This window comes from Micromonospora sp. CV4 (assembly GCF_003667455.1).
GTDB lineage: Bacteria > Actinomycetota > Actinomycetes > Mycobacteriales > Micromonosporaceae > Micromonospora.
In genome coordinates, this window is the sequence record NZ_RCVI01000361.1 from 1 (window position 1) to 22,966 (window position 22,966).

At 73.7% G+C, this 22,966-nt stretch carries 24 protein-coding genes and 1 pseudogene; 15 read left to right on the top strand and 10 right to left on the bottom strand.

What is annotated here, in order from left to right; all coding sequences use genetic code 11:
* Positions 1–463, top strand: a pseudogene (locus tag EAD98_RS25365) (hypothetical protein); the annotation flags it as partial.
* A gap of 12 nt (positions 464–475) precedes the next feature.
* Here EAD98_RS25365 and EAD98_RS25370 read toward each other — a convergent pair.
* The gene (locus tag EAD98_RS25370; RefSeq protein ID WP_121656502.1) at positions 476–1,114 is read right to left on the bottom strand and encodes a TetR/AcrR family transcriptional regulator; all 639 of its coding nucleotides are present in this window, start codon (positions 1,112–1,114) and stop codon (positions 476–478) included.
* 343 nt (positions 1,115–1,457) lie between these two features.
* On the opposite strand from EAD98_RS25370, the gene EAD98_RS25375 reads away from it, so the two are divergent.
* From EAD98_RS25375 to EAD98_RS25415, 9 genes are all read left to right on the top strand, one after another.
* On the top strand, positions 1,458–2,624 hold the full coding sequence (locus EAD98_RS25375; protein WP_121656503.1) for an acyl-CoA dehydrogenase family protein: 1,167 nt from the start codon (positions 1,458–1,460) through the stop codon (positions 2,622–2,624).
* On the top strand, positions 2,614–3,828 hold the full coding sequence (locus EAD98_RS25380; protein ID WP_121656504.1) for an acetyl-CoA C-acetyltransferase: 1,215 nt from the start codon (positions 2,614–2,616) through the stop codon (positions 3,826–3,828). Before EAD98_RS25375 ends, EAD98_RS25380 begins: the two co-directional genes overlap by 11 nt.
* Before the next feature lie 14 nt (positions 3,829–3,842).
* On the top strand, positions 3,843–6,002 hold the full coding sequence (locus EAD98_RS25385) for a 3-hydroxyacyl-CoA dehydrogenase NAD-binding domain-containing protein (RefSeq protein ID WP_121656505.1): 2,160 nt from the start codon (positions 3,843–3,845) through the stop codon (positions 6,000–6,002).
* Positions 5,999–7,144, top strand: a complete 1,146-nt coding sequence (locus EAD98_RS25390; protein WP_121656506.1) for a CaiB/BaiF CoA-transferase family protein — start codon at positions 5,999–6,001, stop codon at positions 7,142–7,144. Before EAD98_RS25385 ends, EAD98_RS25390 begins: the two co-directional genes overlap by 4 nt.
* Before the next feature lie 252 nt (positions 7,145–7,396).
* Complete coding sequence (locus EAD98_RS25395) at positions 7,397–8,716, top strand: reverse transcriptase family protein (RefSeq protein WP_199723549.1); 1,320 nt, start codon at positions 7,397–7,399, stop codon at positions 8,714–8,716.
* Positions 8,717–8,854: 138 nt separating this feature from the next.
* Complete coding sequence (locus EAD98_RS25400) at positions 8,855–9,304, top strand: YbaB/EbfC family nucleoid-associated protein (RefSeq protein ID WP_121656507.1); 450 nt, start codon at positions 8,855–8,857, stop codon at positions 9,302–9,304.
* Between the two features lie 4 nt (positions 9,305–9,308).
* Positions 9,309–9,650 (top strand): WXG100 family type VII secretion target, encoded by a 342-nt coding sequence (locus tag EAD98_RS25405; protein ID WP_121656508.1) that lies wholly within the window; start codon positions 9,309–9,311, stop codon positions 9,648–9,650.
* Complete coding sequence (locus EAD98_RS25410; RefSeq protein WP_147457487.1) at positions 9,628–10,713, top strand: hypothetical protein; 1,086 nt, start codon at positions 9,628–9,630, stop codon at positions 10,711–10,713. The genes EAD98_RS25405 and EAD98_RS25410 overlap by 23 nt, the downstream gene beginning before the upstream one ends.
* A 15-nt stretch (positions 10,714–10,728) precedes the next feature.
* Positions 10,729–10,998, top strand: a complete 270-nt coding sequence (locus EAD98_RS25415; RefSeq protein ID WP_121656510.1) for a hypothetical protein — start codon at positions 10,729–10,731, stop codon at positions 10,996–10,998.
* A 26-nt stretch (positions 10,999–11,024) separates the two neighbouring features.
* On the opposite strand, the gene EAD98_RS25420 is transcribed toward EAD98_RS25415, so the two are convergent.
* Entirely contained in the window at positions 11,025–11,903 is an 879-nt protein-coding gene (locus EAD98_RS25420) for a cytochrome c oxidase assembly protein (protein ID WP_121656511.1), read from the bottom strand.
* Positions 11,900–12,391 (bottom strand): DUF2243 domain-containing protein, encoded by a 492-nt coding sequence (locus EAD98_RS25425; RefSeq protein WP_121656512.1) that lies wholly within the window; start codon positions 12,389–12,391, stop codon positions 11,900–11,902. The genes EAD98_RS25420 and EAD98_RS25425 overlap by 4 nt, the downstream gene beginning before the upstream one ends.
* Before the next feature lie 125 nt (positions 12,392–12,516).
* Here EAD98_RS25425 and EAD98_RS25430 point away from each other — a divergent pair, with 125 nt between their 5' ends.
* The 4 genes from EAD98_RS25430 (at position 12,517) to EAD98_RS25445 (ending at position 16,283) form a co-directional block, all read left to right on the top strand.
* Entirely contained in the window at positions 12,517–13,836 is a 1,320-nt protein-coding gene (locus EAD98_RS25430; protein ID WP_233583969.1) for a DUF2786 domain-containing protein, read from the top strand.
* 178 nt (positions 13,837–14,014) lie between these two features.
* A complete protein-coding gene (locus tag EAD98_RS25435) occupies positions 14,015–14,371 on the top strand; it encodes a YciI family protein (protein ID WP_233583971.1) in 357 nt (118 codons plus the stop codon).
* Positions 14,368–15,621, top strand: a complete 1,254-nt coding sequence (locus tag EAD98_RS25440) for an RNA polymerase sigma factor (RefSeq protein ID WP_121656514.1) — start codon at positions 14,368–14,370, stop codon at positions 15,619–15,621. Before EAD98_RS25435 ends, EAD98_RS25440 begins: the two co-directional genes overlap by 4 nt.
* Before the next feature lie 29 nt (positions 15,622–15,650).
* Positions 15,651–16,283, top strand: a complete 633-nt coding sequence (locus tag EAD98_RS25445; protein WP_121656515.1) for a dihydrofolate reductase family protein — start codon at positions 15,651–15,653, stop codon at positions 16,281–16,283.
* Positions 16,284–16,365: 82 nt separating this feature from the next.
* On the opposite strand, the gene EAD98_RS25450 is transcribed toward EAD98_RS25445, so the two are convergent.
* From EAD98_RS25450 to EAD98_RS25480, 7 genes are all read right to left on the bottom strand, one after another.
* Entirely contained in the window at positions 16,366–17,838 is a 1,473-nt protein-coding gene (locus tag EAD98_RS25450) for an alpha/beta hydrolase (protein WP_121656516.1), read from the bottom strand.
* 120 nt (positions 17,839–17,958) lie between these two features.
* Positions 17,959–18,228: a hypothetical protein gene (locus tag EAD98_RS25455; RefSeq protein WP_121656517.1), complete on the bottom strand. Its 270-nt coding sequence runs from the start codon at positions 18,226–18,228 to the stop codon at positions 17,959–17,961.
* Positions 18,225–18,572, bottom strand: coding sequence for a helix-turn-helix domain-containing protein (locus EAD98_RS25460; protein ID WP_121656518.1), 348 nt, complete (start codon positions 18,570–18,572; stop codon positions 18,225–18,227). Before EAD98_RS25460 ends, EAD98_RS25455 begins: the two co-directional genes overlap by 4 nt.
* A 161-nt stretch (positions 18,573–18,733) precedes the next feature.
* Positions 18,734–18,907 (bottom strand): CsbD family protein, encoded by a 174-nt coding sequence (locus tag EAD98_RS25465; RefSeq protein ID WP_121656519.1) that lies wholly within the window; start codon positions 18,905–18,907, stop codon positions 18,734–18,736.
* A gap of 84 nt (positions 18,908–18,991) precedes the next feature.
* Complete coding sequence (locus tag EAD98_RS25470) at positions 18,992–21,247, bottom strand: cation-translocating P-type ATPase (RefSeq protein ID WP_121656528.1); 2,256 nt, start codon at positions 21,245–21,247, stop codon at positions 18,992–18,994.
* A 12-nt stretch (positions 21,248–21,259) separates the two neighbouring features.
* Positions 21,260–22,225, bottom strand: a complete 966-nt coding sequence (locus tag EAD98_RS25475; protein ID WP_121656520.1) for a hypothetical protein — start codon at positions 22,223–22,225, stop codon at positions 21,260–21,262.
* 15 nt (positions 22,226–22,240) lie between these two features.
* Positions 22,241–22,450 (bottom strand): heavy-metal-associated domain-containing protein, encoded by a 210-nt coding sequence (locus EAD98_RS25480; RefSeq protein ID WP_121656521.1) that lies wholly within the window; start codon positions 22,448–22,450, stop codon positions 22,241–22,243.
* 153 nt (positions 22,451–22,603) lie between these two features.
* Between EAD98_RS25480 and EAD98_RS25485 the strand changes: the two genes are divergently transcribed.
* Positions 22,604–22,900 (top strand): metal-sensitive transcriptional regulator, encoded by a 297-nt coding sequence (locus tag EAD98_RS25485; RefSeq protein WP_007454936.1) that lies wholly within the window; start codon positions 22,604–22,606, stop codon positions 22,898–22,900.
* Positions 22,901–22,966 lie beyond the last annotated feature (66 nt).

Sequence of the window (22,966 nt, forward strand, 5' to 3'; positions counted from 1 at the left end):
GGCCCAGGTGGGCCGCGGCGCGGCCGCCGATCACCTGCACCCCGCCGGCCAGCACCTGTGGCACGAATCGGCCGCGTGGAACGTGGCGGTGGGCGCCGGTTTCCTCTTCGTCGCGATACGCCGCAGCCCACCGGCCGGCCTGCTGCCGATGCTCAGCGCGTTCGTCGGCACGCTGCTGCTGCTCTCGGTCAACGACCTGGCCACCGGATCGGTGGGCGGGGCACGGCTGGTCAGCCACGGGTTCCTGGTGGTCGGCTACCTGATCACCGTGCTGCTGTCCCGGCCCGGTCTGCGCCCCGGTGGGCCCGCGCCGCAGCGGCAGCCGGCACCGTCGCGCTGGCGGTTCCGAGCCGACGAGGTCGACCGGCCGCTGCGCGTGGTCCGCTCCGAGCCCTACCCGGGTCAGGTCGCCGACCGCCACGCCGTCCCGGCGGCACGGGCCGCGGACCGGCGGGCCGCCTGAGTACCGGCTCCCTCAGGAAGCGGCCCGGCCGCCGGGGGTGATCGCCCGCGGAATGACCTGCTCGACGATGGTCAACAGCGTGGTGGTGAGCAGCAGGTGCACCTGGGCGCGGGTCAGCGCGCCCCGCTGGAGCCATTCCCGCGCGGTCGAGGTGGCCAGCCCGCCGTACGCCCGGACCATGCCGCGCAACTCCTCGCGGTGCTCCGCCTCGTCGGCCAGGCCGACGGCGACGAGCATCCGGTCCGCGGCGACCTCCTCGGCCTCGGCCAGCACCCGCTCCACGTCGGCGTCGCCGCCCATCCCCCGCGCGGTGACGGCGGCCAACCAGGAGGTGCTGTGCCGGGAGACCACGTCGAGGAACCAGGAGACGCTGGCGTCGACCCGGGTTCGCAGGTCCCCCTTGGGCAGCCGCTCCAGGGCCACCTCGGGGATGGTCACCATGACCCGGACGACCTCCAGGTAGAGGTCCTTCTTGGTGCCGAAGTAGTGGTTGACCAGGCCGCGCGCGACGCCGGCCTCCCGGGCGATGTCGGTGGTCGACACGTCCGGGTACGCACGCTCGCCGAACAGCCGGACCGCGCAGGCCAGGATCTGCCCCCGTCGGGCGTCCGGCTCCAACCGGCGTCGGCGCGGAGCCGTCTCGACACTCATCTGCCCGACCCTATCGGCAGCTCAGCCGTCAGCGACCGCCCTCACTTTGATCACTTGATGGAAACAGGTGCCAGAACCGCCCTCTCACCAGTTCGTTGTCGAGTGGTTCGTTGTCGAGTGGTCAATGGACACCACGGCGACGACGGACCACGTGCCGGCCCTTCGTGCGCAGCACGCTACCGGCGCCGCTTGATCGACTCGGCCTCCTTGAAGTCGTGGCATCCCTGCGCTGCGGACCGCCCGACGTCAATGAACCGGAGTCGATCGCCGACCGCTCCGGCGGCCTCCGGCTCTTGATCGAGACTTATTGACATGCCGTCAACAGGGCGCGAGGGTGGTGCACATGCCGACGCCCGCATCCGACGGTGCCCCCTCGCCCTGGCGTGAGCCGGAGCACGACGACCTGGCCGACCTGGCCCGCACCTTCTTCACCAAGGAGGTGCTGCCGCACACCGAACGCCTGCTGGCGCAGGGCCACCCCGACCGCGAGCACTACCGGCGCGCCGGTGAGCTGGGGCTGCTCGGCCTGTCCGTGCCGGAGGAGTACGGCGGCGGGGGCGGCGGCTTCACCCACGAGGCGGTTCTGCTGCACGAGCAGGCGTACACCGGGGAGAGCAGCCTCGGACTGGCCGTCCACAGCGGCATCGTCACCGGCTACCTGGCGGCGTACGGCAGCGAGGAGCAGAAGCGCCGCTGGCTGCCCGGCCTGTGCAGTGGTGACCTGATCGGCGCGATCGCGATGACCGAGCCGGACGGCGGCTCCGACCTCCAGGCGATGCGCACCCGCGCGGTCCGCGACGGCGACGACTACCTGGTCACCGGCGCGAAGACGTTCATCACCAACGGTGGCCTGGCCGACCTGATCATCGTGGCCGTGAAGACCGACCCCGAGCAGCGGGCGGCCGGCGTATCGCTGCTGGTCTGCGAGGTCGGCGGCGATCCGGAGGGCTTCCGCCGGGGTCGACTGCTGTCGAAGATCGGGTTGCACGCCAACGACACCGCCGAGCTGTTCTTCGACGAGTTCCGGGTGCCGGCGGCCAACCTGCTCGGCGGCGCCGAAGGGCTGGGCTTCATCCAGCTCATGCAGCAGCTTCCGCAGGAACGACTGGTGATCGGCGTCGGCGCGGTCGCCGCGATGGAACGCGCCGTCGAGCTGACCGTCGCGTACACGAAGGAGCGGGCCGCCTTCGGCAAGCCGCTGATGGGCCACCAGAACACCCGGATGGTGCTCGCCGAGTGCGCCACCCGCACCCGGGTCAGCCGGGTCTTCCTGGACGACTGCATCGTCCGGCACACCCGCGGCGACCTGGACGTGGCCACCGCCGCGATGGCGAAGTACTGGCTGACCGACGGGCAGTGCGAGGTCATCGACCGGTGCCTGCAGCTCTTCGGCGGCTACGGCTACACCACCGAGTACCCGATCGCCCGGATGTACGCCGACGCCCGCGTCCAGAAGATCTACGGCGGCACCAACGAGATCATGAAGGAGCTGATCGCCCGTGCCCTCTGAGGCGTACGTCTATGACGCGGTCCGCACCCCGCGCGGACGCGGCCGGGACACCGGCGCGCTGCACGGGGTCAAGCCGATCTCCCTGGTGGTCGGCCTGATCGACGCGCTGCGCGAGCGCAACCCCGGCCTGGACGTCGACCGGCTGGAAGACCTGCTGCTCGGGATCGTCACCCCGGTCGGCGAACAGGGCGGCGACCTGGCGCGGGCCGCCGCGCTGCTCGCCGGGCTGCCCGACCAGGTGGGCGGGGTGCAGCTCAACCGGTTCTGCGCCTCCGGGCTGGAGGCGGTCAACGCGGCCGCCGCACGGATCCGCTCCGGCTGGGAGCACCTGCTGCTCGCCGGCGGGGTCGAGTCGATGTCCCGGGTACCGATGGGCTCCGACGGCGCGGCCTGGGCAACCGACCCGCAGACCGCGCTGGCCACGTCGTTCGTGCCGCAGGGCGTCAGCGCCGACCTGATCGCGACCCTGGAGGGGTTCACCCGCGACGACGTGGACGGCTACGCGCTGCGCTCGCAGGAGCGGGCCGCCAAGGCATGGGCCGGCGGGCACTTCGCCCGCTCGGTGGTGCCGGTCCGCGACGGCAACGGGCTGGACATCCTCACCATCGACGAGCACCCCCGCCCCGAGACCACCCGGGAGGCTCTGGCCCGGCTCACCCCGTCCTTCGCCATGATGGGCGAGGCGGCCGGCTTCGACGCGGTCGCTTTGCAGAAGTTCCACTGGCTGGAGGCGATCGACCACGTCCACCACGCCGGCAACTCGTCCGGCATCGTGGACGGCGCGGCGCTGGTGCTGATCGGCTCCGAGCAGGTCGGCCGGGACCTGGGCCTCACCCCGCGCGCCCGGATCGTCGGCGCGGCGGTCACCGGCGCCGACCCGACGCTGATGCTGACCGGCCCGATCCCGGCCACCCACAAGGCGCTCGCCGTCGCCGGACTGACCCTCGCCGACATCGACCTGTTCGAGATCAACGAGGCGTTCGCCGCGGTGGTGCTCAAGTACGTCCGCGACCTGGGCCTGGACCGGGACCGGGTGAACGTCAACGGGGGCGCGATCGCCCTCGGCCACCCGCTCGGCGCGACCGGTGCGATGCTGCTCGGCACCGCGTTGGACGAGTTGGAGCGCCGTGACCTGCGCCGCGCCGTGGTGACCCTCTGCATCGGCGGCGGCATGGGCGTCGCCACCGTTCTCGAGCGCTGCTGACCCGGAGGATGACCATGACCGACACCATCCGGTACGACCGCGGCGCCGACGGCATCGTCACGCTCACCCTGGACGACCCCGACCAGTCCGCCAACACGATGAACCGGGCGTACGCCGCGTCGATGAGCTCGGTGCTGGACCGGCTGGAGGCCGAGCGCGACGAGCTGACCGGTGTCATCGTGACCAGCGCGAAGTCCACCTTCTTCGCCGGCGGTGACCTGCCGGAGATGGTCCGGGCGACGCGTGCCGACGCACCCGCGCTGGCCGAACTGCTCGGCACCATCAAGCGGGACCTGCGCCGGCTGGAGACGCTGGGCCGGCCGGTCGTGGCGGCCGTCAACGGTTCGGCGCTCGGCGGCGGCCTGGAGATCGCGCTCGCCTGCCACCACCGGGTCGCCCTGGACGCGCCCGGCAGCCGGCTCGGGCTGCCCGAGGTGACCCTCGGCCTGCTGCCCGGCGCCGGCGGTGTCACCCGGACGGTGCGGATGCTCGGCCTGGCCGGGGCGCTGACCACGGTGCTGCTCACCGGCCGGCGGATGCGCCCGGCCGACGCCCTGGACGCCGGGCTCGTCGACGAGGTGGTGGCCACCCCGACGGAGCTGCTGGACCGGGCCCGGGCCTGGATCGCCGCCAATCCCCACCCGGCGCAGCCGTGGGACCGTCCGGACTACCGGATGCCCGGCGGCACCCCGGCCAGCCGGTCGCTGGCCGCGCAACTGCCGGCCTTCCCGGCGACCCTGCGCAAGCAGCTCAAGGGCGCCCGGCTGCCGGCGCCGGAGGCGATCCTGGCCACCGCCGTCGAGGGTGCCCAGGTCGACCTGGAGACCGCGTTCACCGTGGAGACCCGGCACCTGATCGGCCTGCTCACCGGGCAGATCGCCAAGAACATGATCGGCGCGTTCTTCTTCGACCTGAAGGCCGTCAACGGCGGCGCGGCCCGACCCACCGGAGTGGACGTCGCGCCGGTGCGACGGATCGCGGTGCTCGGCGCCGGAATGATGGGCGCCGGCATCGCGTACGCCTGCGCCAGCGCCGGCCTGGACGTGGTGGTGAAGGACGTCTCGCCGGAGGCCGCGGGCCGGGCCCGGGCGCACGCCGAACGGCTGCTGGCGCGGAGGGTCCGCAAGGGTCGCGCCACGGAGGTGGACGCCCGAGCCGTGCTGGACCGGATCACCACCACCGACCGGGTGGACGCGCTGGCCGGTTGCGACGCGGTGATCGAGGCGGTCTTCGAGGACCCGGCGCTGAAACGCTCGGTCTTCGCCGAGGTGCTGCCGGTGCTGGCGCCGGACGCCCTGCTCGCGTCCAACACCTCCACGCTGCCGATCACCGGGCTGGCCGCCGGGGTGGACCGCCCGGCCGACTTCATCGGCATGCACTTCTTCTCACCCGTGGACCGGATGCCGCTGCTGGAGATCGTGGTCGGCGAGCGTACCGGCGACGCCGCGCTGGCCCGGGCGTTCGACCTGGGCCGGCGGATCGGCAAGACCCCGATCGTGGTCAACGACGGCCGGGGCTTCTTCACCAGCCGGGTCATCGGCCGGTTCATCGACGAGGCGGTCGGCATGGTCGCCGAGGGGGTGCCGGCCGCCTCGGTGGAGCAGGCCGCCCTCCAGGCCGGCTACCCGACCGGGCCGCTGGCGCTGGCCGACGAGGTGAGCCTCACCCTGATCCAACGGATCCGTCGACAGTTCGAGGCGGCCGGCGAAGACTTCCTGCCGCTGCCCGCGCACCGGCTCGTGGACGAGCTGGTGGACGCGTACGACCGGCCCGGGCGCGCCGCCGGGCGCGGCTTCTACGGGTACGCCGACGGCGCCCGGGGTCGGTTGTGGACCGGCCTCGCGGACCTGGCCACCGAGGCGGGGCGGGCGGTGCCGTTCACCGACCTTCAGGAGCGGATGCTCTTCGCCGAGGCGCTGGACGCGCTGCGCTGCCTGGACGAGGGGGTGCTGCGAACCGAGACCGACGCCAACATCGGCTCGATCTTCGGCATCGGCTTCCCGGCCTGGACGGGCGGGGTGATCCGCTACGTCCGGCAGTACGCGGGCGGCCCGGCCAGCTTCGCGGCCCGGTCGACGGAGTTGGCCGCCCGCTACGGCGACCGGTTCACGCCCCCCGCCGACCTCGTCGACCGGCTCACCACCCACCCGACCGAGGCGGTGAGCGCCGCGTGACGGCCACCGGTGGTACGGCGGACGGGCCGGCGCGCGGCGGTCCGCTGGCCGGGGTACGGGTGGTCGAGTTGGCCAGCCTCGCTCCGGCGCCGTTCGGCTGCATGGTGCTCGCCGACCTCGGCGCGGACGTGGTGCGGGTGGACCGGCCCGGCGGTCCGGCCGCGGGGAGGTTGGCCGCGCCGACGGGCGGGCCGTTGCAACGCGGCCGGCGGGTCACCGCGCTCGACCTGAAGTCCCCGGCCGGGGCGGCGGACCTGCTGCGCCTGGTGGAGCGGGCGGACGTGCTGGTCGAGGCGTACCGGCCCGGGGTGGCCGAGCGGCTGGGCTTCGGCCCGGAGGTCTGCCGGGCCCGCAACCCCCGGCTCGTGTACGCGCGGATGACCGGCTGGGGCCAGGACGGCCCGCTGGCGCCTCGGGCCGGGCACGACATCGACTACATCGCGGTGGCCGGGGCGCTGGAGCCGCTGGGTCGGGCCGGCGAGCGTCCGTACGCCCCGATGAACCTGCTCGGTGACTTCGGCGGGGGCGGCATGCTGCTCGCCGTGGGCGTGCTGGCCGCGCTGCTGGAACGGGAACGCTCCGGCGTCGGCCAGGTCGTCGACGCGGCCATGGTGGACGGTTCGGCCCTGCTCACCGCGTTCCTGCACGGGTTGCTCGAAACCGGCCTGTGGGCCGCGCCGCGTGGGCGCAACATGTTCGACGGCGGGGCGCCGTTCTACGACACGTACCGCACCGCCGACGGCGGCTTCATGGCCGTCGGCGCGATGGAACCGGCCTTCTACGCCGAACTGCTGAGCGGCCTCGGCCTCGCCGACGAGCCGGACCTGCCCGCCCAGTACGACCCGAGCGGCTGGGACGAGCTGCGCCGGCGGTTCACCGAGCGGTTCGCCGAGCGGAGCCGGGACGAGTGGACGACGGTCTTCGCCGACCTGGACGCGTGCGTCGCGCCGGTGCTCGCCCCCCGCGAGGCGCACCGGCATCCGCACAACGCCGCACGGGGCACCTTCGTCGAGGTGGGCGGCGAGATCCAGCCGGCCCCGGCACCCCGCTTCGACCGGACGCCGACCGGCCGGCCAGCTCCGGCGCCGGACCCGGAGCACGACGTCCTACCGGTCGACACGATCCTCGCCGACTGGCGGTGACCCGCGGCGGGCCGGGCCCCGGCCCTGCCCGTCACCTGCCGACCGGGGATACGCTGCCCCGATGGCAGCGTGCCCCGAGCTGACCTGGCCGCGCCCCCGGTGGGGACGCGGTCGGAGTCTCTCCGGGGCAACCCCGGGGGCGTCACATCCACCTGGGCACCACACCACAGGTGCGTCGGCACGCTCCGCGAGCCTGTGCACCCGTACGACCGGGATTCGTCGGGGCACGCTGTCATCCACCGTGGGCCGGCCGTGACGACGGTCCGCTCGCTGGCCGTCGCGCTCGCCGACGCGTTCCTCGCCGCCGACCGGTGGCAGCGCGGGGACCTGGTCGCGTCCGGCGGGCGGGTGCTGGGGGTACGCCGCCGGTGGCTGTGGCCGGTGGCGGACGCCGCGCTCGCCGCGTACCCCCGGGCCCCGCGCGACCGGCCCCGGGAGCTGGCCGCCCTCCTCGCGAGCCTGGCGCTGCTGGCCGAGGTGGTCGGCGCGGCGCGGCAACGCGGCCAGACCGTCGCGGTCCGCGCCCGGCCGGTGACGCCGGCCCGCACGGTCCGCCGGCCCTGGTCGACCCCGGTCCTGGACAACCTGGCCGACCTGGCCCGAATGCTCGACCTGACCCCGGAGCAGCTCGACTGGTACGCCGACCGGAGGGCCATGAACCGCCGCGCCGGCGATCACCGGCTGCACCACTATCGGTACCGCTGGACCGCCGCCGGCCGGTTGATCGAGGCGCCGAAGCCACGGCTGCGCGCACTGCACCGGCGGCTGCTCGCCGAGGTGCTGGGTCCGCTGCCGGTGCACCCGGCCGCGCACGGGTTCGTGCCGGGTCGGTCGGCGCACACCTTCGCCGCCGCGCACGCCGGGCGAGCGGTGGTGGTCCGGATCGACCTGACCGCGTTCTTCGGCAGCGTGCCGGCGCGCCGGGTGTACGGGCTGTTCCGCACCGCGGGCTACCCGGAGCCGGTCGCGCATGCGCTCACGGCGATCTGCACCACCCGGACCCCGGCGGCGGTGCTTCGTGCCGCGCCGGCCGACCTGCCCGACCGGGTCTGGCGGCTGGCCGTGCTGCGCGGCGGGCACCTGCCGCAGGGCGCGCCCACCTCGCCTGCGCTGGCCAACCTCTGCGCGTTCCGGCTCGACCGCCGGTTGACCGGGCTGGCCGCCGCGTTCGACGTCGACTACCAGCGGTACGCCGATGACCTCGCCTTCTCCGGCGAACTGCCGCCCCGGCGGGTCGCCGACCTGCTCGCCGCGGTGACCGAGGTGGTTCGGGACGAGGGTTTCCGCGTACACGCGCGTAAGACCCGGGTGCGTGGCCGGGCCGACCGGCAGCTCCTTGCCGGGCTGGTGGTCAATGAACGGCCGGCGGCGCCCCGCGTCGAGTACGACCGGCTGCGCGCGATCCTGCACAATGCCGCCCGCACCGGGCTGGCCGCCCAGAACCACGCCGGCCACCCGGCCTTCGCCGAGCACCTGGCGGGCCGGGTCGCGTGGGTCGGCCACGCCCATCCCGGCCGAGCCGCGAAACTGGCGGCGCTCCTCGCCGCCGCTCTGGCCTCCCCACAAACCTGACCGGCAGGTCGCCTACGACGATCCGCAGGTCATCGACCGTTAGCACGATCCACAGAGGACTTCGGGCCGCGAGGACAGGTGCCGCGTTGCTACTGTCGCTCACCGGGGAAGAGAACTGCGAGTCGTAGGGGGACGAGCATGGCGAGCGGAATCGACCCGTCCGGCCTGAGTCGCTCGCTCGAAGAGGCGATGCGACTGCTGAGCCAGGCCACGGGTTCCACCACGGCACAGCCGGACGGTGTCGGAGAGCCGGCCGCACCGTCGGCCGAGCAGATGGTGGGGCGGGGCACCGGCGCCGACGGTCTCGTCGAGGCGGAGGTGTCCGCGTTCGGCGGCCTGGAGACTCTGGTGATCGACCCGAGCCTGTCCCGGGCGGGCACCAGCGCGATCGCCGGGTACGTCCTGGAGGCGGTCAAGGCGGCGCAGGCCGACGAGCGCGCCCGGCGCGCCGAGCTGACCGCTGCCGTCGGCGCCGACAGCGCGGCCCTGACCCGTCAGCTCGAACGCGTCTCGGAGGACGCGTTCCGCGGGTTCGAGCAGATGATCGGTGACCTGGACGCGGTCACCCGGCGGATGGATCGACGCTGAGCCCATGTCCGACGGGATCCAGGTCGACGTCGACGCCCTCCATGCGGCGGCGGGATCGCTCGCAGCCACCGGTCAGCAGCTCGGCGCGGAGATCGCCAGCCTCGAATCGACGGTGAACGGCGCGGGTAATCCGTGGGGCGCCGACGAGGCGGGCTCGCTCTTCGGTGCCGTGTACGTCGAGGTTCTGACCCACGCGCTCGACGTGTACCGGTCGATGGCCGACCAGCTGCTGGAGACTGCCGCGAACCTCGACCTCGGTGCCGACGCGCACGAGGCGACCGAAACCGCCAACGCGGAACTCTTCACGAGGATGGAGCTGCCCGGTGGGTATGCAGCTACCTCCTGAACTCGTCGAGGCGCTGGGCTGGGTGGGCTTCACCTGGCCGACCGCCGATGAGGAGTTGCTGTTCGAGGCGTCGCAGCTGTGGTTCGCGTTCGCCGGCCGGCTGCGCACGACGCTCGCGGAGGCGGAGTCCGGGGCGGCGAAGGTCGGGGCGACCAACAGCGGGGACGACGTCCGCGCGTTCGAGCAGGCTTGGCGGGACGAGGAGGGTGCGCCCCGCCGGATGGAGGACGGCGCGCAGGCGGCCGAGCTGATCGGCATGGCGTTGCTGGTGATGGCCATCATCACCCTGACGCAGAAGATCCTGGTCATCGTCCAACTGACGATCCTCGTGGTGCAGGTGGCGATCGCGCTGGCGGCGGCGGCCCCCACGCTCGGCGCCTCGCTGGCCCAGATCCCCGTGTCGATCGGCCTGGCGCGGATGGCGATCCAACGGATCATCAAGGAGGTCGTCGAGCGGGTCGTCAAGGAGATCATTCCGCGGCTGCTGAAGCGGGCGAAGACGCTGCTGCGCCGATTCACTCGCAAGGGCCCGCGACGGGGTGGCCCGGGACGACCCGGCGTGCCCGGCCCGCACACCACGCCCCGCTACGACAATCTGAAGCCGATGCTCAAAAAGTACGAAAACGAGCACCTGCCGGGTGGGCACTTCCCGACGGCGGTGCGCCGGCTCAGCCCGGAGGAGCTCGAACAGCACCGGGTGTTCTTCGACGGCAACGGCGTCCTGCGCAGCGCGAGGAACGGCGAGCCGTTCGACACGTCGAGCGCGCAGACCGTGTTCAGCGGCAACGGCCAGGCGATCTTCGTGATGGACCGGAACGGAAACCTGTACGCGTCGAACTACCAGAAGGTGGGCGACTTCCACCACTCGACGCTGGGTAACGGGCAGCCGGTCGCGGCGGCGGGTGAGCTGGTCGTCAAGGACGGTATGGTCCAGCACGCGACGGCGCGCAGTGGTCATTACCAGCCCGAGGTGAGCCACATGGCCAACCTCGACGCCGAATTCAAGCGCAACGGCCTCAATGGCGTCCCGATCATGGGCTGGGACGGCAGACAGATCTTCTAGGGGGAGATTAGAAGCATGGGTACGGACAGCTGGAAGGGCCACGTCAACGGGATCCTCTACGGGGTCCAGTTCGACCAGGCGCTCGACGACACGGTGGTGTCCCGGGTCGCCGACGGCGTGGTCGGCGGGCTCTACCCGGGTGACCGGGCCGAGACGCTGGACGCGCTCGACCAGGCGCTGCGCTACTCGGGCCCCCTCAACGACCAGGCCGAGACGCACCACAGCGAGGAGAGCATCCGCGCGTTCCTGGGTCGACTCTCCACCGCTCTCTCCTCACGCAACTAGCCCCCTCCCGCTCCTCCCGTCGTCGATCAAGAGGTTTCCGTCAGGGAGCGGCCCTTTCGTGACGCGAACCTCTTGATCACCCGCGATGGTCTCGGCGGGTGGAGGCGGGAGGGCCGGTGGTACCAGGTGGCGAAGAGAGCCACGGCGAGCAGCAGTTCGGCGACGTCACCGCCGTAGTACATGAGTTGGGCAGCGGAACGGAACGCCGCCGGATCCGGATCAGTGACGCCGGGCGGCAGGGTGTCGGCGTGCGCGTAGAGGTACTTGGCGAGCACCGAGTGCCCGGCCGCCGCGCCGAGCAGCGCGCCGATCCGAACGGCCAGCCCGGGGCGGCGCGGCGCCGGGTCCGGGCCGGCCAGCGCCCAGGCGAACAGGTAACCGGCGGCCAGGTAGTGCAGGTGCAGGGCGTGGTGCAGGGTGGGCTGGCGCTCCGCCGCCGCGTACAGCGGGGTGAGCAGCACCAGGGCCAGCCCACCCGTGGTGAGCAGCGCGGCGGTGACCGGGTGGGCCAACAGGTGCACCGGGCGGGCGCGCAGCAGCCGGCCGACGAACCGGCGGGTGGGCGTGGACGAGATCCGCAGCAGCAGGGTCACCGGAGCGCCGAGCACCAGCCCGAGCGGCGCCACCATGCCGAGCAGGAGGTGCTGCGCCATGTGCCCGCGCGGGTCGTCGGACGGTTGGCCCAGCGGCCCCACGGCGACCGCCAGCAGCGCGCATCCGGCCAGCCAGGCGGCGGTGCGCCGATGGTCCCAGCCCCGGGTGTCCCGCGCGGCGGCCAGCAGGTAGCCACCGGCCAGCAGACCGACCGCCGCGAGTGGGAACCAGCCCGGACCATCCGCCGCCGCGTGCCCCCCGTGCGCGAGCGCCGGCGACGCGAACCAGGCCGGGCCGAGCGGCGTCGTCACCGGGACCCGTCGCGCGGCGGGCGGGAACGGGCCCGCCAGACCAGGGCGGCGCCCGCGAGCAGCAGTACGGCGCCGCCGACGTTCCACACCACGTCGTACGGGACCAGGTGCACGCCGTAGCGGATCTGGTGCAGCCGGAGCACCTTGTGGTCGACCAGCCCGTCGAAGAGCTGGAAGCCCCCGGCGCCGAGCAGGAACCCGCCCCAGGCGAACCGGGCCGCCAGGGCGCCGCGCCGGCGCAGGTCGGCGAACCAGAAGAACCCGCCGACCAGGGCCAGCAGCTCGGCGGCGTGCAGCAGCCCGTCGGAGAGCAGGCCCACCGACGGGGTGGACCGGTCGTAGAAGTGGTGCCAGGCCAGCAGCTGGTGAAAGACGATCTCGTCCACCGCGGCCATCACCGCGATCCCGATCAGGACGCCGGCGAGGGCGGACGAACGGTTGTCCGGCACGTCGGCGGCGCGCGCGTCCGGCAGGGAGGAACCGGTCATCGCACACCTCGCATCGCCTCGGGTCAGCCCCGAACTACCCGGAACGGGACGGACCATGCCGGCACGCCGTCCGGGACGGCCGATCGGCAACATCCCCGTTCCGAGCCGCCGGCACGACTACCGGCATGATCATGGAGTTGGGGCGGCCGGAGCCGCTCCGGCAGCGGAACCCGCAGGAGGAGGTGCACGTGCCGGACCCGGACGAACTCGTCGCCGATGCGCTCGCGGCGGTGCGCGGCACCGACGTACGGCAGGCCGAACGGCAGCTGGACCGGCTGATGGTCGGCAGCGGCGCGGCGGATGGCGCGGCGGCGGTGGACGCGGCGCTGCTGCGCCGGCTGGTCCGTGGTGTGGCGCGGCTCTGGCCACGCGGCTGGCAGCCGGCCGATTTGGACCGGCTCACCACCCGACGACTCGGCGCCCGCCCGGCCCGGCTGGTCCGGGACGCGATGGCCGCCCAGCGGCGCGAGCAGGCCGGGCCGGTCCCGGCCTGGTGGGACGAGCAGTTACGCGAGCTGGCCGCCGAGGTGTGGTGGGACGACGACCGGAACGTGCTGGCCGGTTGGTCCGTTCGGGAAGGGCTGGACCGGGTCGACGCCCTGCGCGCGGCGGTGGACACCCTCGTCCTGGTGGAGAGCCTGCCGCCGATCGCGGTGCTGCGCCCGCCACCCGGCACGACCGGTGCGGCGGCCGCCAGCCGGCCGGGCGGCGCGGCCCGTAGCGGGTCCGGGATGCTCGACCGGGTAAGGGCGCTGCTGGCCAAGGCCGAGTCGACCACCTTCCCGGCCGAGGCGGAGGCGTTGACCGCCAAGGCGCAGGAGCTGATCGCCCGACACAGCATCGACGAGGCACTGGTGGCCGCCGGGGCCGACCGTGGCGACCTGCCCGGCGGGGTACGGCTCGGCACCGACGCCCCGTACGCGGGGGCGAAGGCGCTGCTGGTGCAGGAGGTCGCGGCGGCGAACCGCTGTGAGGCGGTCTGGTCCGACGATCTCGGCTTCGCCACCGTGCTGGGCTGGCCGGCCGACCTCGTGGCGGTGGAGCTGCTCTACACCTCGCTGCTGGTCCAGGCCACCGCCGCGATGCTGCGCGGGCGGGCCGAGCGGCGGCCGGGGTCGGGGCGGCGGACGAAGGTGTGGGACGAGTCCTTCCTCAACGCGTTCGCGCTGCGGATCGGTGAGCGGCTGCGCGCGACCACCGAGGCGGCGGACCGGGCGGCGGCCGAGACGGCCGGCCCGGAGCGGCTGCTTCCGGTCCTCGCCGCGCGTGGCGAGGCGGTCCGGGAGCGGCTGGACACCCTCTTCCCCGGCGTCACCCGGCACCGGCTCAGCGTCCGCGACGCCGAGGGCTGGTCCTCGGGCACCTCCGCGGCCGACCGCGCGTCGCTGGACGTCGGCGGCGGGCCACCGCCTCGACAGGTGCCGGGACGGCCCGACCCGCGCTGAACCGGTCGACGTGGGACCGCCACCGCTGAACCGGGCGGCGTGGGACCGCCACCGTCGAAAAGATTCTGCGATGTTCTTCGGTAGCCGGTAGGGAACGGAGCTTCGGCTCCGACCCTCCGGTGAGACCGCGCCCCGACCGGGGCGCGACCAGGACCCGAGGAGCGTCGCCGTGAAGTACATGCTGCTGATCTGGAACCGGCCCGGCTTCACCGAGGAGCTGACCGAGCGGGAGCGTACCGCCCTGTTCGGCGAGGTCGACGAGATCATGAAGGAGCTGACCGAGTCCGGCGAGCTGATCGGTGGGCAGGCACTGGCCGACCCGTCGCAGACCCGGACGATCCGGCTCGCCGGCGGCCACCCGGAGGTCATCGACGGGCCGTTCATGGAGAGCAAGGAGCAGTTCGCCGGCTATCTGGCCGTCGACTGTGACAGCCCGCAACGGGCCGCCGAGATCGCCGCCCGCTGGCCGGACGTGCGTTTCGGCGGCGCGATGGAGGTCCGCCCGATCATGGACGAGGCCGGGACGGAGATGTGACCGAGGACCGGACGGTCGAGGACCTGCTGCGCACGCTCGCGCCGCAGGTCCTCGGCCTGCTGGTCCGCCGGCACGGCCAGTTCGACCGGTGCGAGGACGCGGTGCAGGAGGCGCTGCTCGCCGCCGCGACGCAGTGGCCCGGGCAGGGCGTGCCGGACAACCCTCGCGCCTGGCTGCTCACCGTGGCCAGCCGCCGGCTCACGGACGAGTGGCGCAGCGAGCGCGCCCGCCGGGACCGCGAGGTGGCGGTGGCGCTGCGCGAGCCGGCGTACGCCGGGGTGGCGCCGGCGGCCGACGCGGAGCCGGCGGTGGCGGACGCCGACGACACCCTGACCCTGCTCTTCCTCTGCTGCCATCCGGCGCTGGCGCCCTCGGCGCAGGTGGCGCTCACCCTGCGCGCCGTCGGCGGGCTCAGCACCGCGCAGATCGCCCGGGCGCACCTGGTGCCGGAAGCGACGATGAGCCAACGGATCCGCCGGGCCAAACAGCGGGTCGAGGCGGCCGGCGCGCGGTTCAGCATGCCCGCACCGGAGGAGCGCGACGAGCGGCTGGGGACGGTGCTCCGGGTGCTCTACCTGATCTTCAACGAGGGGTACACGGCGTCCAGCGGGCCGGACCTGCACCGGGTGGAGCTGACCGGCGAGGCGATCCGGCTGGCCCGCGTCCTGCACGGGTTGCTGCCCGACAACGGCGAGGTGGCCGGGCTGCTGGCGCTGATGCTGCTCACCGACGCGCACCGGGCCGCCCGGGTCGGCCCGGACGCCGAGCTGGTGCCGCTGACCGAGCAGGACCGGTCCCGGTGGGACAGGACGGCCATCGCGGCCGGCATCGCGCTGATCACCGAGGCGTTGACCTGGTCACCGCCCGGCCCGTACCAGCTCCAGGCGGCGATCGCCGCGGTGCACGCCGAGGCCCCGACGGCCGCGACCACCGACTGGCGGCAGATCGCGGCGCTATACCGGCTGCTCGCCCGGATCGCGCCGAACCCGATGGTCACCCTCAACCAGGCGGTGGCCGTGGCCATGGTGGACGGGCCCCAGGCCGGGCTCGCCCTGCTCACCGCGCTGGACGACGATGAGCGCACCGCCGGGCACCACCGGCTCGCCGCCGTCCGGGCCCACCTGTTGGAGCTCGCCGGGCAGCCCGCGGCGGCGCGGGACGCGTACCTGGCGGCGGCGCGGGGCACCACCAGCCTGCCCGAGCAGCGTTACCTGGAGCTGCGAGCGGCCCGACTGGCCACCCAGCGATGAGTTCGGACGGCCGCGGGAGTCGTCCTGGCATGGGAACGGTGAGCAGTCAACTGTCGATCTCGCTGGACGGGTACGTGGCCGGGCCGGACCAGAGCCGCCAGGATCCGCTGGGCCGTGGCGGGCTGCGGTTGCACGAGTGGTTCTTCGGCCTGGACAGCTGGCGGGCGCAGCACGGGCTGACCGGCGGCGAGCGGGGCGTCGACGCCGACCTGGTCGACGAGCTGACCCGCGACGTCGGGGCGTACGTGCTGGGCCGGCGGATGTTCGGCGGCGGGGACGGCGACTGGGACGAGAGCTGGCAGGGCTGGTGGGGCGACGATCCGCCGTTCCACACCCCGGTCTTCGTGCTCACCCACCATCCCCGAGCACCGCTGGTGATGCGGGGCGGCACTGAGTTCCGGTTCGTCACCGACGGGATCGAATCGGCGCTGCGGCAGGCCCGGGAGGCGGCGGGTGACCGTCAGGTGTCGATCGGCGGCGGCGCGAGCACGGTCCGGCAGTACCTGGCCGCCGGGCTGATCGACACGCTGCACCTGCACCTGGTGCCGATCTTCCTCGGGGCCGGTGAACGGCTCTTCGACGGGATCGCGCCACGGTTGGAGCAGGTGGCGGTGGTGGCCGGGCCGACCGTGGCGCACCTGCGCTACCGCGTCCTGCGCTGACCGGGGCGTCGGTCCCGGTCGCCGCGCGGCGACCGGGACCGACACTCGGCCGGACGTCCGGCCGGTCAGACCGGCGGGCGCGTCACGACGACGGCTCGACGGCCGGGCAGGTGGTTCCGGGCCGGGGCGGCACCACGCTGTTCAGGTAGCGGTCGACGGCACCGCCCACGCACGGGCTGGTGGTGTAGCTGCCGTGCCCCCATCCCTCGTACGTGAGCAGCACGCCGTGGTCGCCCAACTGCCGGGCCACGTTGGTGGCCCAGTTGTAGCCGCTGGCCGGGTCGTGCCGGGTGGCGGCGAGCAGCAGCGGCACGTCGGTGCGGACCCGCAGGCGGTGCTGCGGGTTGGCGACCGGCGTCGGGGTGCCCAGGCAGGTGACGAGGGCGAACAGGGCTGGCGGGTAGCGCAGGTCGGGTGCGAGGCGGCCCACTCGGCGCAGGTGTTCGGCGTACTCCCGGTAGTCGCGGACGGGCAGGCTCCAGTCCTGGCAGAAGACCGCGAACGGGTACGGCGCCACGGTGGCCGCCGTCGAGCCCGCGGCCGGTCGGGCGGCGATCGACCCGGTGGCGGCGTCCATTTTCGCCATCCAGTCGGCCAGCCCCGGCCATCGCTGCGTCTCGTAGAGCTTCTTGTGGGCGAGCCGGCTCAGCTCGAACGGGGTCAGCACGACACCGGGTCGGTCCGGGTCGGTCAGCCCGCCTTGCTCGGCCCGGGTGTGCAGCCCGGTCCAGACCGCACGGACGTCCCACCCGCGCAGAGCGCAGCCGATGGACCGGGCACACCAGGCGACGAACTCGTCGAACGAGTCCTCCGCGGTGACGGCCTGGGTGTCCAGGAAGGCTCTGGTGCCGAGGCTGTGGTCGACCGTCGACTCCAGCACCATGGCGCGGACCCGGTGCGGGAACAGCTCGGCGTACCGGGTGCCGAGCAGGGTGCCGTACGAGCTGCCGTGGAAGGTGAGCTGCCGCTCGCCGAGCGCGGCGCGGACCGCGTCGAGGTCGCGGGCGGCGCTGGTGGTGTCCACGTGGTCGTAGAGGGGCCCGGTGCGGACCCGGCAGTCGGCCCGCAGCAGCGCGTTGCCGGCCAGCGTGGCGTCGAACTGCGCCTGGTCCGCAATCAGTTGCGGTTGCCGGGCGAGCAGGTCGGTCGAGCAGACCACCGGGTGACTACGGCCGGTTCCGCGCGGGTCGAAGCTGACGATGTCGAAGCGGCGACGCAGCTCGGCGCTGAACCGGGAGCTGCCGGTCACCACCCGGTCGACCCCGCTGTCGCCCGGCCCGCCGGGGCCGAACACCAGCGTTCCGGTCCGGGCGGAGGGGTCGGTGGCCGTCCGCCGGGCCAGCGCCAGGTCGAAACGCTCGCCTCGGGGCCGTCGCCAGTCGATCGGCAACGACAGCGTGCCGCACTCGGCGGTGGCGTCCGTGGCGCAGGGCTGCCAGTCGATGGTCGGGGCCGGTTGTGGCCGGGCGGCGGCCGGGCTGGCCGGGGCCAGGCCGGTGGCCGTGAGGGCCAGGGCGACCGCCCAGCCGACGGCGGATTTGCGTACGCGCAGCATGGAGTGCTGTCCTCTCCTCGAAGGAGCGTCACGGGTGAAACTCGCCCGTCGGGCGAGGTGGGGCTGCTTCCACCCGGGCCGTCGAGTAGCCGCTCGACGGCCCGGGGCCTTTCGTAGGGGTCAGTCGACCTCGCGCAGGACGCGTTCCAGCGCGCCCATCCGGGTCTCCATCCCGCCCAGCCGGCCGTCCAACGCCGCGAGCAGTCGGGCGTTCTCGGCCTGGGCCTGAGCGGCTGTCTCGGCGAGCCGGCGGTAGTCGTGCGCGCGGTCCGATTCGAGCCGGGCCCGCCGGGTCTTGGCGAGCTGCACGATGGTCACCGTGAACACGCTGATCAGCAGGGCGAAGATGCCGATCGCGCCGACCACCTCGGTCCAGTCGTGCTCGCTCATCGCTCCGCTCCCGGCTGCTCGGCCGAGTCGGGCACGGTCAGCGTCTCGACCGCCGCCGCGATGATCTCGGGGGTCAGTGTGAGCACGAAGGGCTCCACCTCGTAGTAGTTCATGGCCTTTCCGTCCTCCGACAACTCCAGGCGTGCGGTGACCAGCCCGGCCGCCGCCAGCTTCCGTAGGTGGACCTGCAACAGCGCCCGGCTGATGCCCAGTTGGCGGGCCAGCCGGCTGACGTAGGCGCGCTCGCGGGCCAGCGCGGCGACGACCCGCAGCCGGTGCGGGTTGGCCAGGGTCGCCAGCATCCGGACCAGGTCGTCACCGGTTGGCGGCGAAGCGGCACTCATAACCAGCCCTTGCACATGCCAACAGAAGTTAGCAGGTGTCGCCGCGCGGCGGTCGGAAGCGGAGACGGAATCAGGGGGATCTCAGGGTCACCGGAGCGGTCGGACAGACAGAACGCCGGGCCGGTGAGGTCACCGGCCCGGCGTGCGGGGTACGTCGAACGTCAGCTCTTGAAAGCGTCCTTGATCTTCTCGCCCGCCTGCTTGAGCTTGGCCCCGGCCTGGTCGTTGCGACCCTCGGCCTCGAGCTGCTCGTTGTCGGTGGCCCGACCGGCGCCTTCCTTCAGCTTGCCGGCCGCGTCCTCGGTGGCGTTGTTGATCTTGTCGTCGATACCCATGTGCCAACCTCCATCGCGAGCGTCGCTACGCCACCAGCAGTACCCCCACCGTCCCCGGTCCAACCATTTCGGCCGACTCCGCCGTCACACCCCGTCAGCGGGGGCGGCCGGGCGGAACCGGCGCAGGCGCAGGCTGTTGGCCACCACGAACACCGAGGACAGGGCCATCGTGGCGCCGGCGATCATCGGGTTGAGCAGCCCGGCAGCGGCCAGCGGCAGGGCCGCCACGTTGTACCCGAAGGCCCAGAACAGGTTGCCCCGGATGATGCCGAGCGTGCGTCGGGACAACCGGATGGCGTCCACCGCGGCGTCCAGGTCACCACGGACCAGGGTGAGATCCGACGCTTCGATCGCCACATCGGTGCCGGTGCCCATCGCCAGGCCCAGATCGGCCTGCGCCAGCGCCGGAGCGTCGTTGACCCCGTCGCCGACCATCGCCACCGACCTGCCCTCGGACTGGAGTCGCCTGACCACGTCGACCTTGCCGGCCGGCAGCACCTCGGCGATCACCTCGTCCACGCCCACCTCGGCGGCGACCGCCCGGGCCACGGTGACGTTGTCCCCGGTCAGCAGGACCGGGGTGAGCCCCAGGGCGCGCAGCCGGGCCACCGCCGCGCGGCTGGTCGGCCGGACCACGTCGGCGACCGCGAGCATCCCCCGGGCCCGCCCGTCCCAACCGGCGACGATCGCCGTCCGGCCGCCGGCCTCCGCGTCGGCGACCGCCTGCTGAACCTCCGGAGGTACGTCGAGCCCGCGCTCGCGCAGCAGTCGGAGCCGGCCCACCAGCACACTCCGGCCGTCCACCGTGGCGGTCACGCCCAGCCCCTCGACGTTGGCGAAACCGGCCACCGGGGGCAGCGCCCCGGCCTCGGCGGCGCCCGCGGCGACCGCCCGCGCGATCGGGTGCTCGGAGGCGGCCTCGACCGCCCCCGCGAGCCGGAGCAGCTCGGCACGGTCCGCACCGGCGGCCGGCACCACGTCCACCAGGGTCATCCGGCCGGTCGTCACGGTGCCGGTCTTGTCCAGTACCACCGTGTCCACCCGCCGGGTCGACTCCAGCACCTCCGGCCCCTTGATCAGCACGCCGAGCTGCGCGCCCCGGCCCGTGCCGACCAGGAGGGCGGTCGGCGTGGCCAGGCCGAGCGCGCAGGGGCAGGCGATGATCAGCACGGCCACCGCGGCGGTGAACGCGGCGGTCGGCCCGGCCCCGGTGCCGAGCCACCAGCCGAGGGTGCCCACGGCGAGCGTGATGACGATCGGCACGAAGACGCCGGAGATCCGGTCCGCCAGCCGCTGCACGGCCGCCTTGCCACTCTGGGCCTGCTCGACCAGGTCGGCCATCCGGGCGAGCTGAGTGTCCCCGCCGACCCGCGTGGCGGTGACGACGAGCCGGCCGCCCGCGTTGATCGTGGCACCCACCACGCCGTCGCCCGGGCCGACCTCGACCGGGACCGACTCGCCGGTGAGCATGCTGGCGTCGACGGCCGAGGTGCCCTCGTCGACCACGCCGTCGGTGGCGATCTTCTCGCCGGGGCGGACCACGAACCGGTCACCGACGGCGAGCTGGTCCACCGGGATCAGGGTCTCCACCCCGTCGCGGAGCACCGCCACCTCCTTGGCGCCCAGTTCGAGAAGAGCGCGCAGGGCGGCGCCCGCGGTCCGCTTCGAGCGGGCCTCGAAATAGCGGCCGGCCAGGATGAACACCGTCACCCCGGCGGCCGCCTCCAGGTAGATGTTGCCGGCGCCGTCGGTGCGGGTGATGTCGAAACGGAACGGGTGCGTCATCCCGGGCATCCCGGCGTCGCCGAGGAAGAGCGCCCAGAGCGACCAACCGAACGCGGCGAGGGTGCCGAGCGAGACCAGGGTGTCCATGGTCGCCGCGCCGTGCCGCAGGTTGGTCCAGGCGGCGCGGTGGAACGGCAGCCCGCCCCAGACCACCACCGGAGCGGCCAGGGTCAGCGACAGCCACTGCCAGTAGTCGAACTGCCAGGCCGGCACCATGGCCAGCACGACCACCGGCACGCTGAGCGCCACCGACACCCAGAGGCGGGTACGCGGGCCGCGCAGCGCGTCCACCGGCTCCTCGGCGGTGGCCGGCGGGGACGGCAGGGCGGCCGTGTAGCCGGTCTTCTGCACCGTGCCGATCAGGTCGTCCGGCGTGACGCCGTCGGCGTACCGGACGGTGGCCTTCTCGGTGGCGTAGTTGACGGTCGCGCTGACCCCGTCCATCCGGTTCAGCTTCTTCTCGATCCGGGCGGCGCAGGCGGCGCAGGTCATGCCGCCGATCGCCAACTCGATCCGGTTCGGCGCCTCGGGCAGCGGTCTGCTGGTGGTGGTCATCATCTGGTCCCGTCAGTTGTGCCCGTGCCCGGGGGTGCCGTGGTCGGCGCCCTCGGTCGGTGCGGATCCGCCCGGGGTGGGATAGCCGCCGGTCGTCGGCGTGCCGGCGACCACGGTGAACTCGGCGGTGTGCACCGACCCGCCGTGCCGGAAGTCGAGGTAGAGCCGATAGCTGCCGGCCGAGGGCACCTCGGCGAGGAAGGTGACGGCCGGACCGGGCCGGGTGCGCCCGTCACCGGGCGTCCCCTCCGGGTGCACGTGCAGGTACGCCAGGTCGCCCCGGCGTAGCGCCACGAGGTGTCCGTACGCGCCCAGGTAGGGCTCCAGGTCGGTTACCGGCCGCCCGTCCCGGCTGACGGTCAGCGTGAGCGGCGAGGTGCCGCCGGGCCGTACCACGCCCGTCAGGGTGACCGTGTAGCCGTCGACGGTCGTGCTGGTCCCCGGTGCGGGCAGTGGTCGCTCGGCCAAGGGGCCGGGGACGGTCACGTCCACGCCGAGGGTCAGCGGCTCTCCCCCGGTCGGGGCGAAGTCGGCGAACGCCCGCCACTGGCCGGGGCCGGCCAGCGGGGTGGCGACCCGCCAGGTGCCGTCCGGGGCCAGGTCGGGATGCACGTGGCGGAAGCCGGAGAGGTCCCGCCGGGCGACGATGAGGTGCATCCGCTTGTCGTGGGCCACGTCGAACCGGGTCATCGGCCGGCCGTCGGGGCCGCCGATCCGGAAGGCGAACTCGCCGGCCGGGGCGGCGACCGGTTCGAGGGTGTAGCCGCGGTCGGAGACCAGCAGGCCGCCGGGGAGCCGGTCGGCCGCCTCGTCGTGCTCGCCCTGGTCGGCCGGGCCCGGCTGGTGGACGGCCCCGCCGTCGTGTGAGCTCTCGGCCACCGGGGCGGCGGGGCCGGCCACCTGCCCGATCCCGTACGCCGCGCCGAAGACCGCCGCGAGGCCCAGGGCGAAGCCGCCCAGTCTGGTCACCGTGTTCATCGCCGAACCTCTCGATCAGGCGTCGACGAGGTCGTAGCCGGCCTCGTCGACGGCGGCCCGGACGACCTCCGTGTCCAGCGGCTGGTCGCTGCTGACGGTGACCCGGCCGGTGGCCAGGTCGACCTGAACGTCGCGCACGCCCGCGATGGCGCCGACCTCGGCGCTGACCGAGCTGACGCAGTGCCCACAGGTCATGCCCTGCACCTGGTACGTCGTGTTGACCATTGATCCGTCTCCCTCCGCCACCTCCGAGCCTATACCCCCCTGGGGTAATTCGGAGGCGGACCTCTGCCCTGATGTTGTACCGGTACCCGGTGGGGGTATCCCTACAGAGAGGGACAGTACCATACCCCCCAGGGGTAGGCTATCCTGGTCGTCATGACCGCACCCACTCCGATCCGCGGATACACCGCCAGCAAGGACCAGCTGCTCGCGCGGCTCCGCCGCGTCGAGGGGCAGGTCCGGGGCATCGAGAAGATGGTCGACGAGGACCGCTACTGCATCGACGTGCTCACCCAGATTTCCGCGATCCAGGCCGCACTGGACAAGGTCGCGCTGGGGCTCCTCGACGGGCACGCCCGGCACTGCATGCACGAGGGCGCGGCCGAGGGCCGGGCCGACGAGATGGCCACCGAGATGATGGCGGCGGTCGGCCGGCTGATGAAGCGCGGCTGAGACCCTGGCCCTTGGCCGGGCGCAGTGACCCGGCCGTCGACGGTGCGCGGCCGCCGGGCCGGGCCG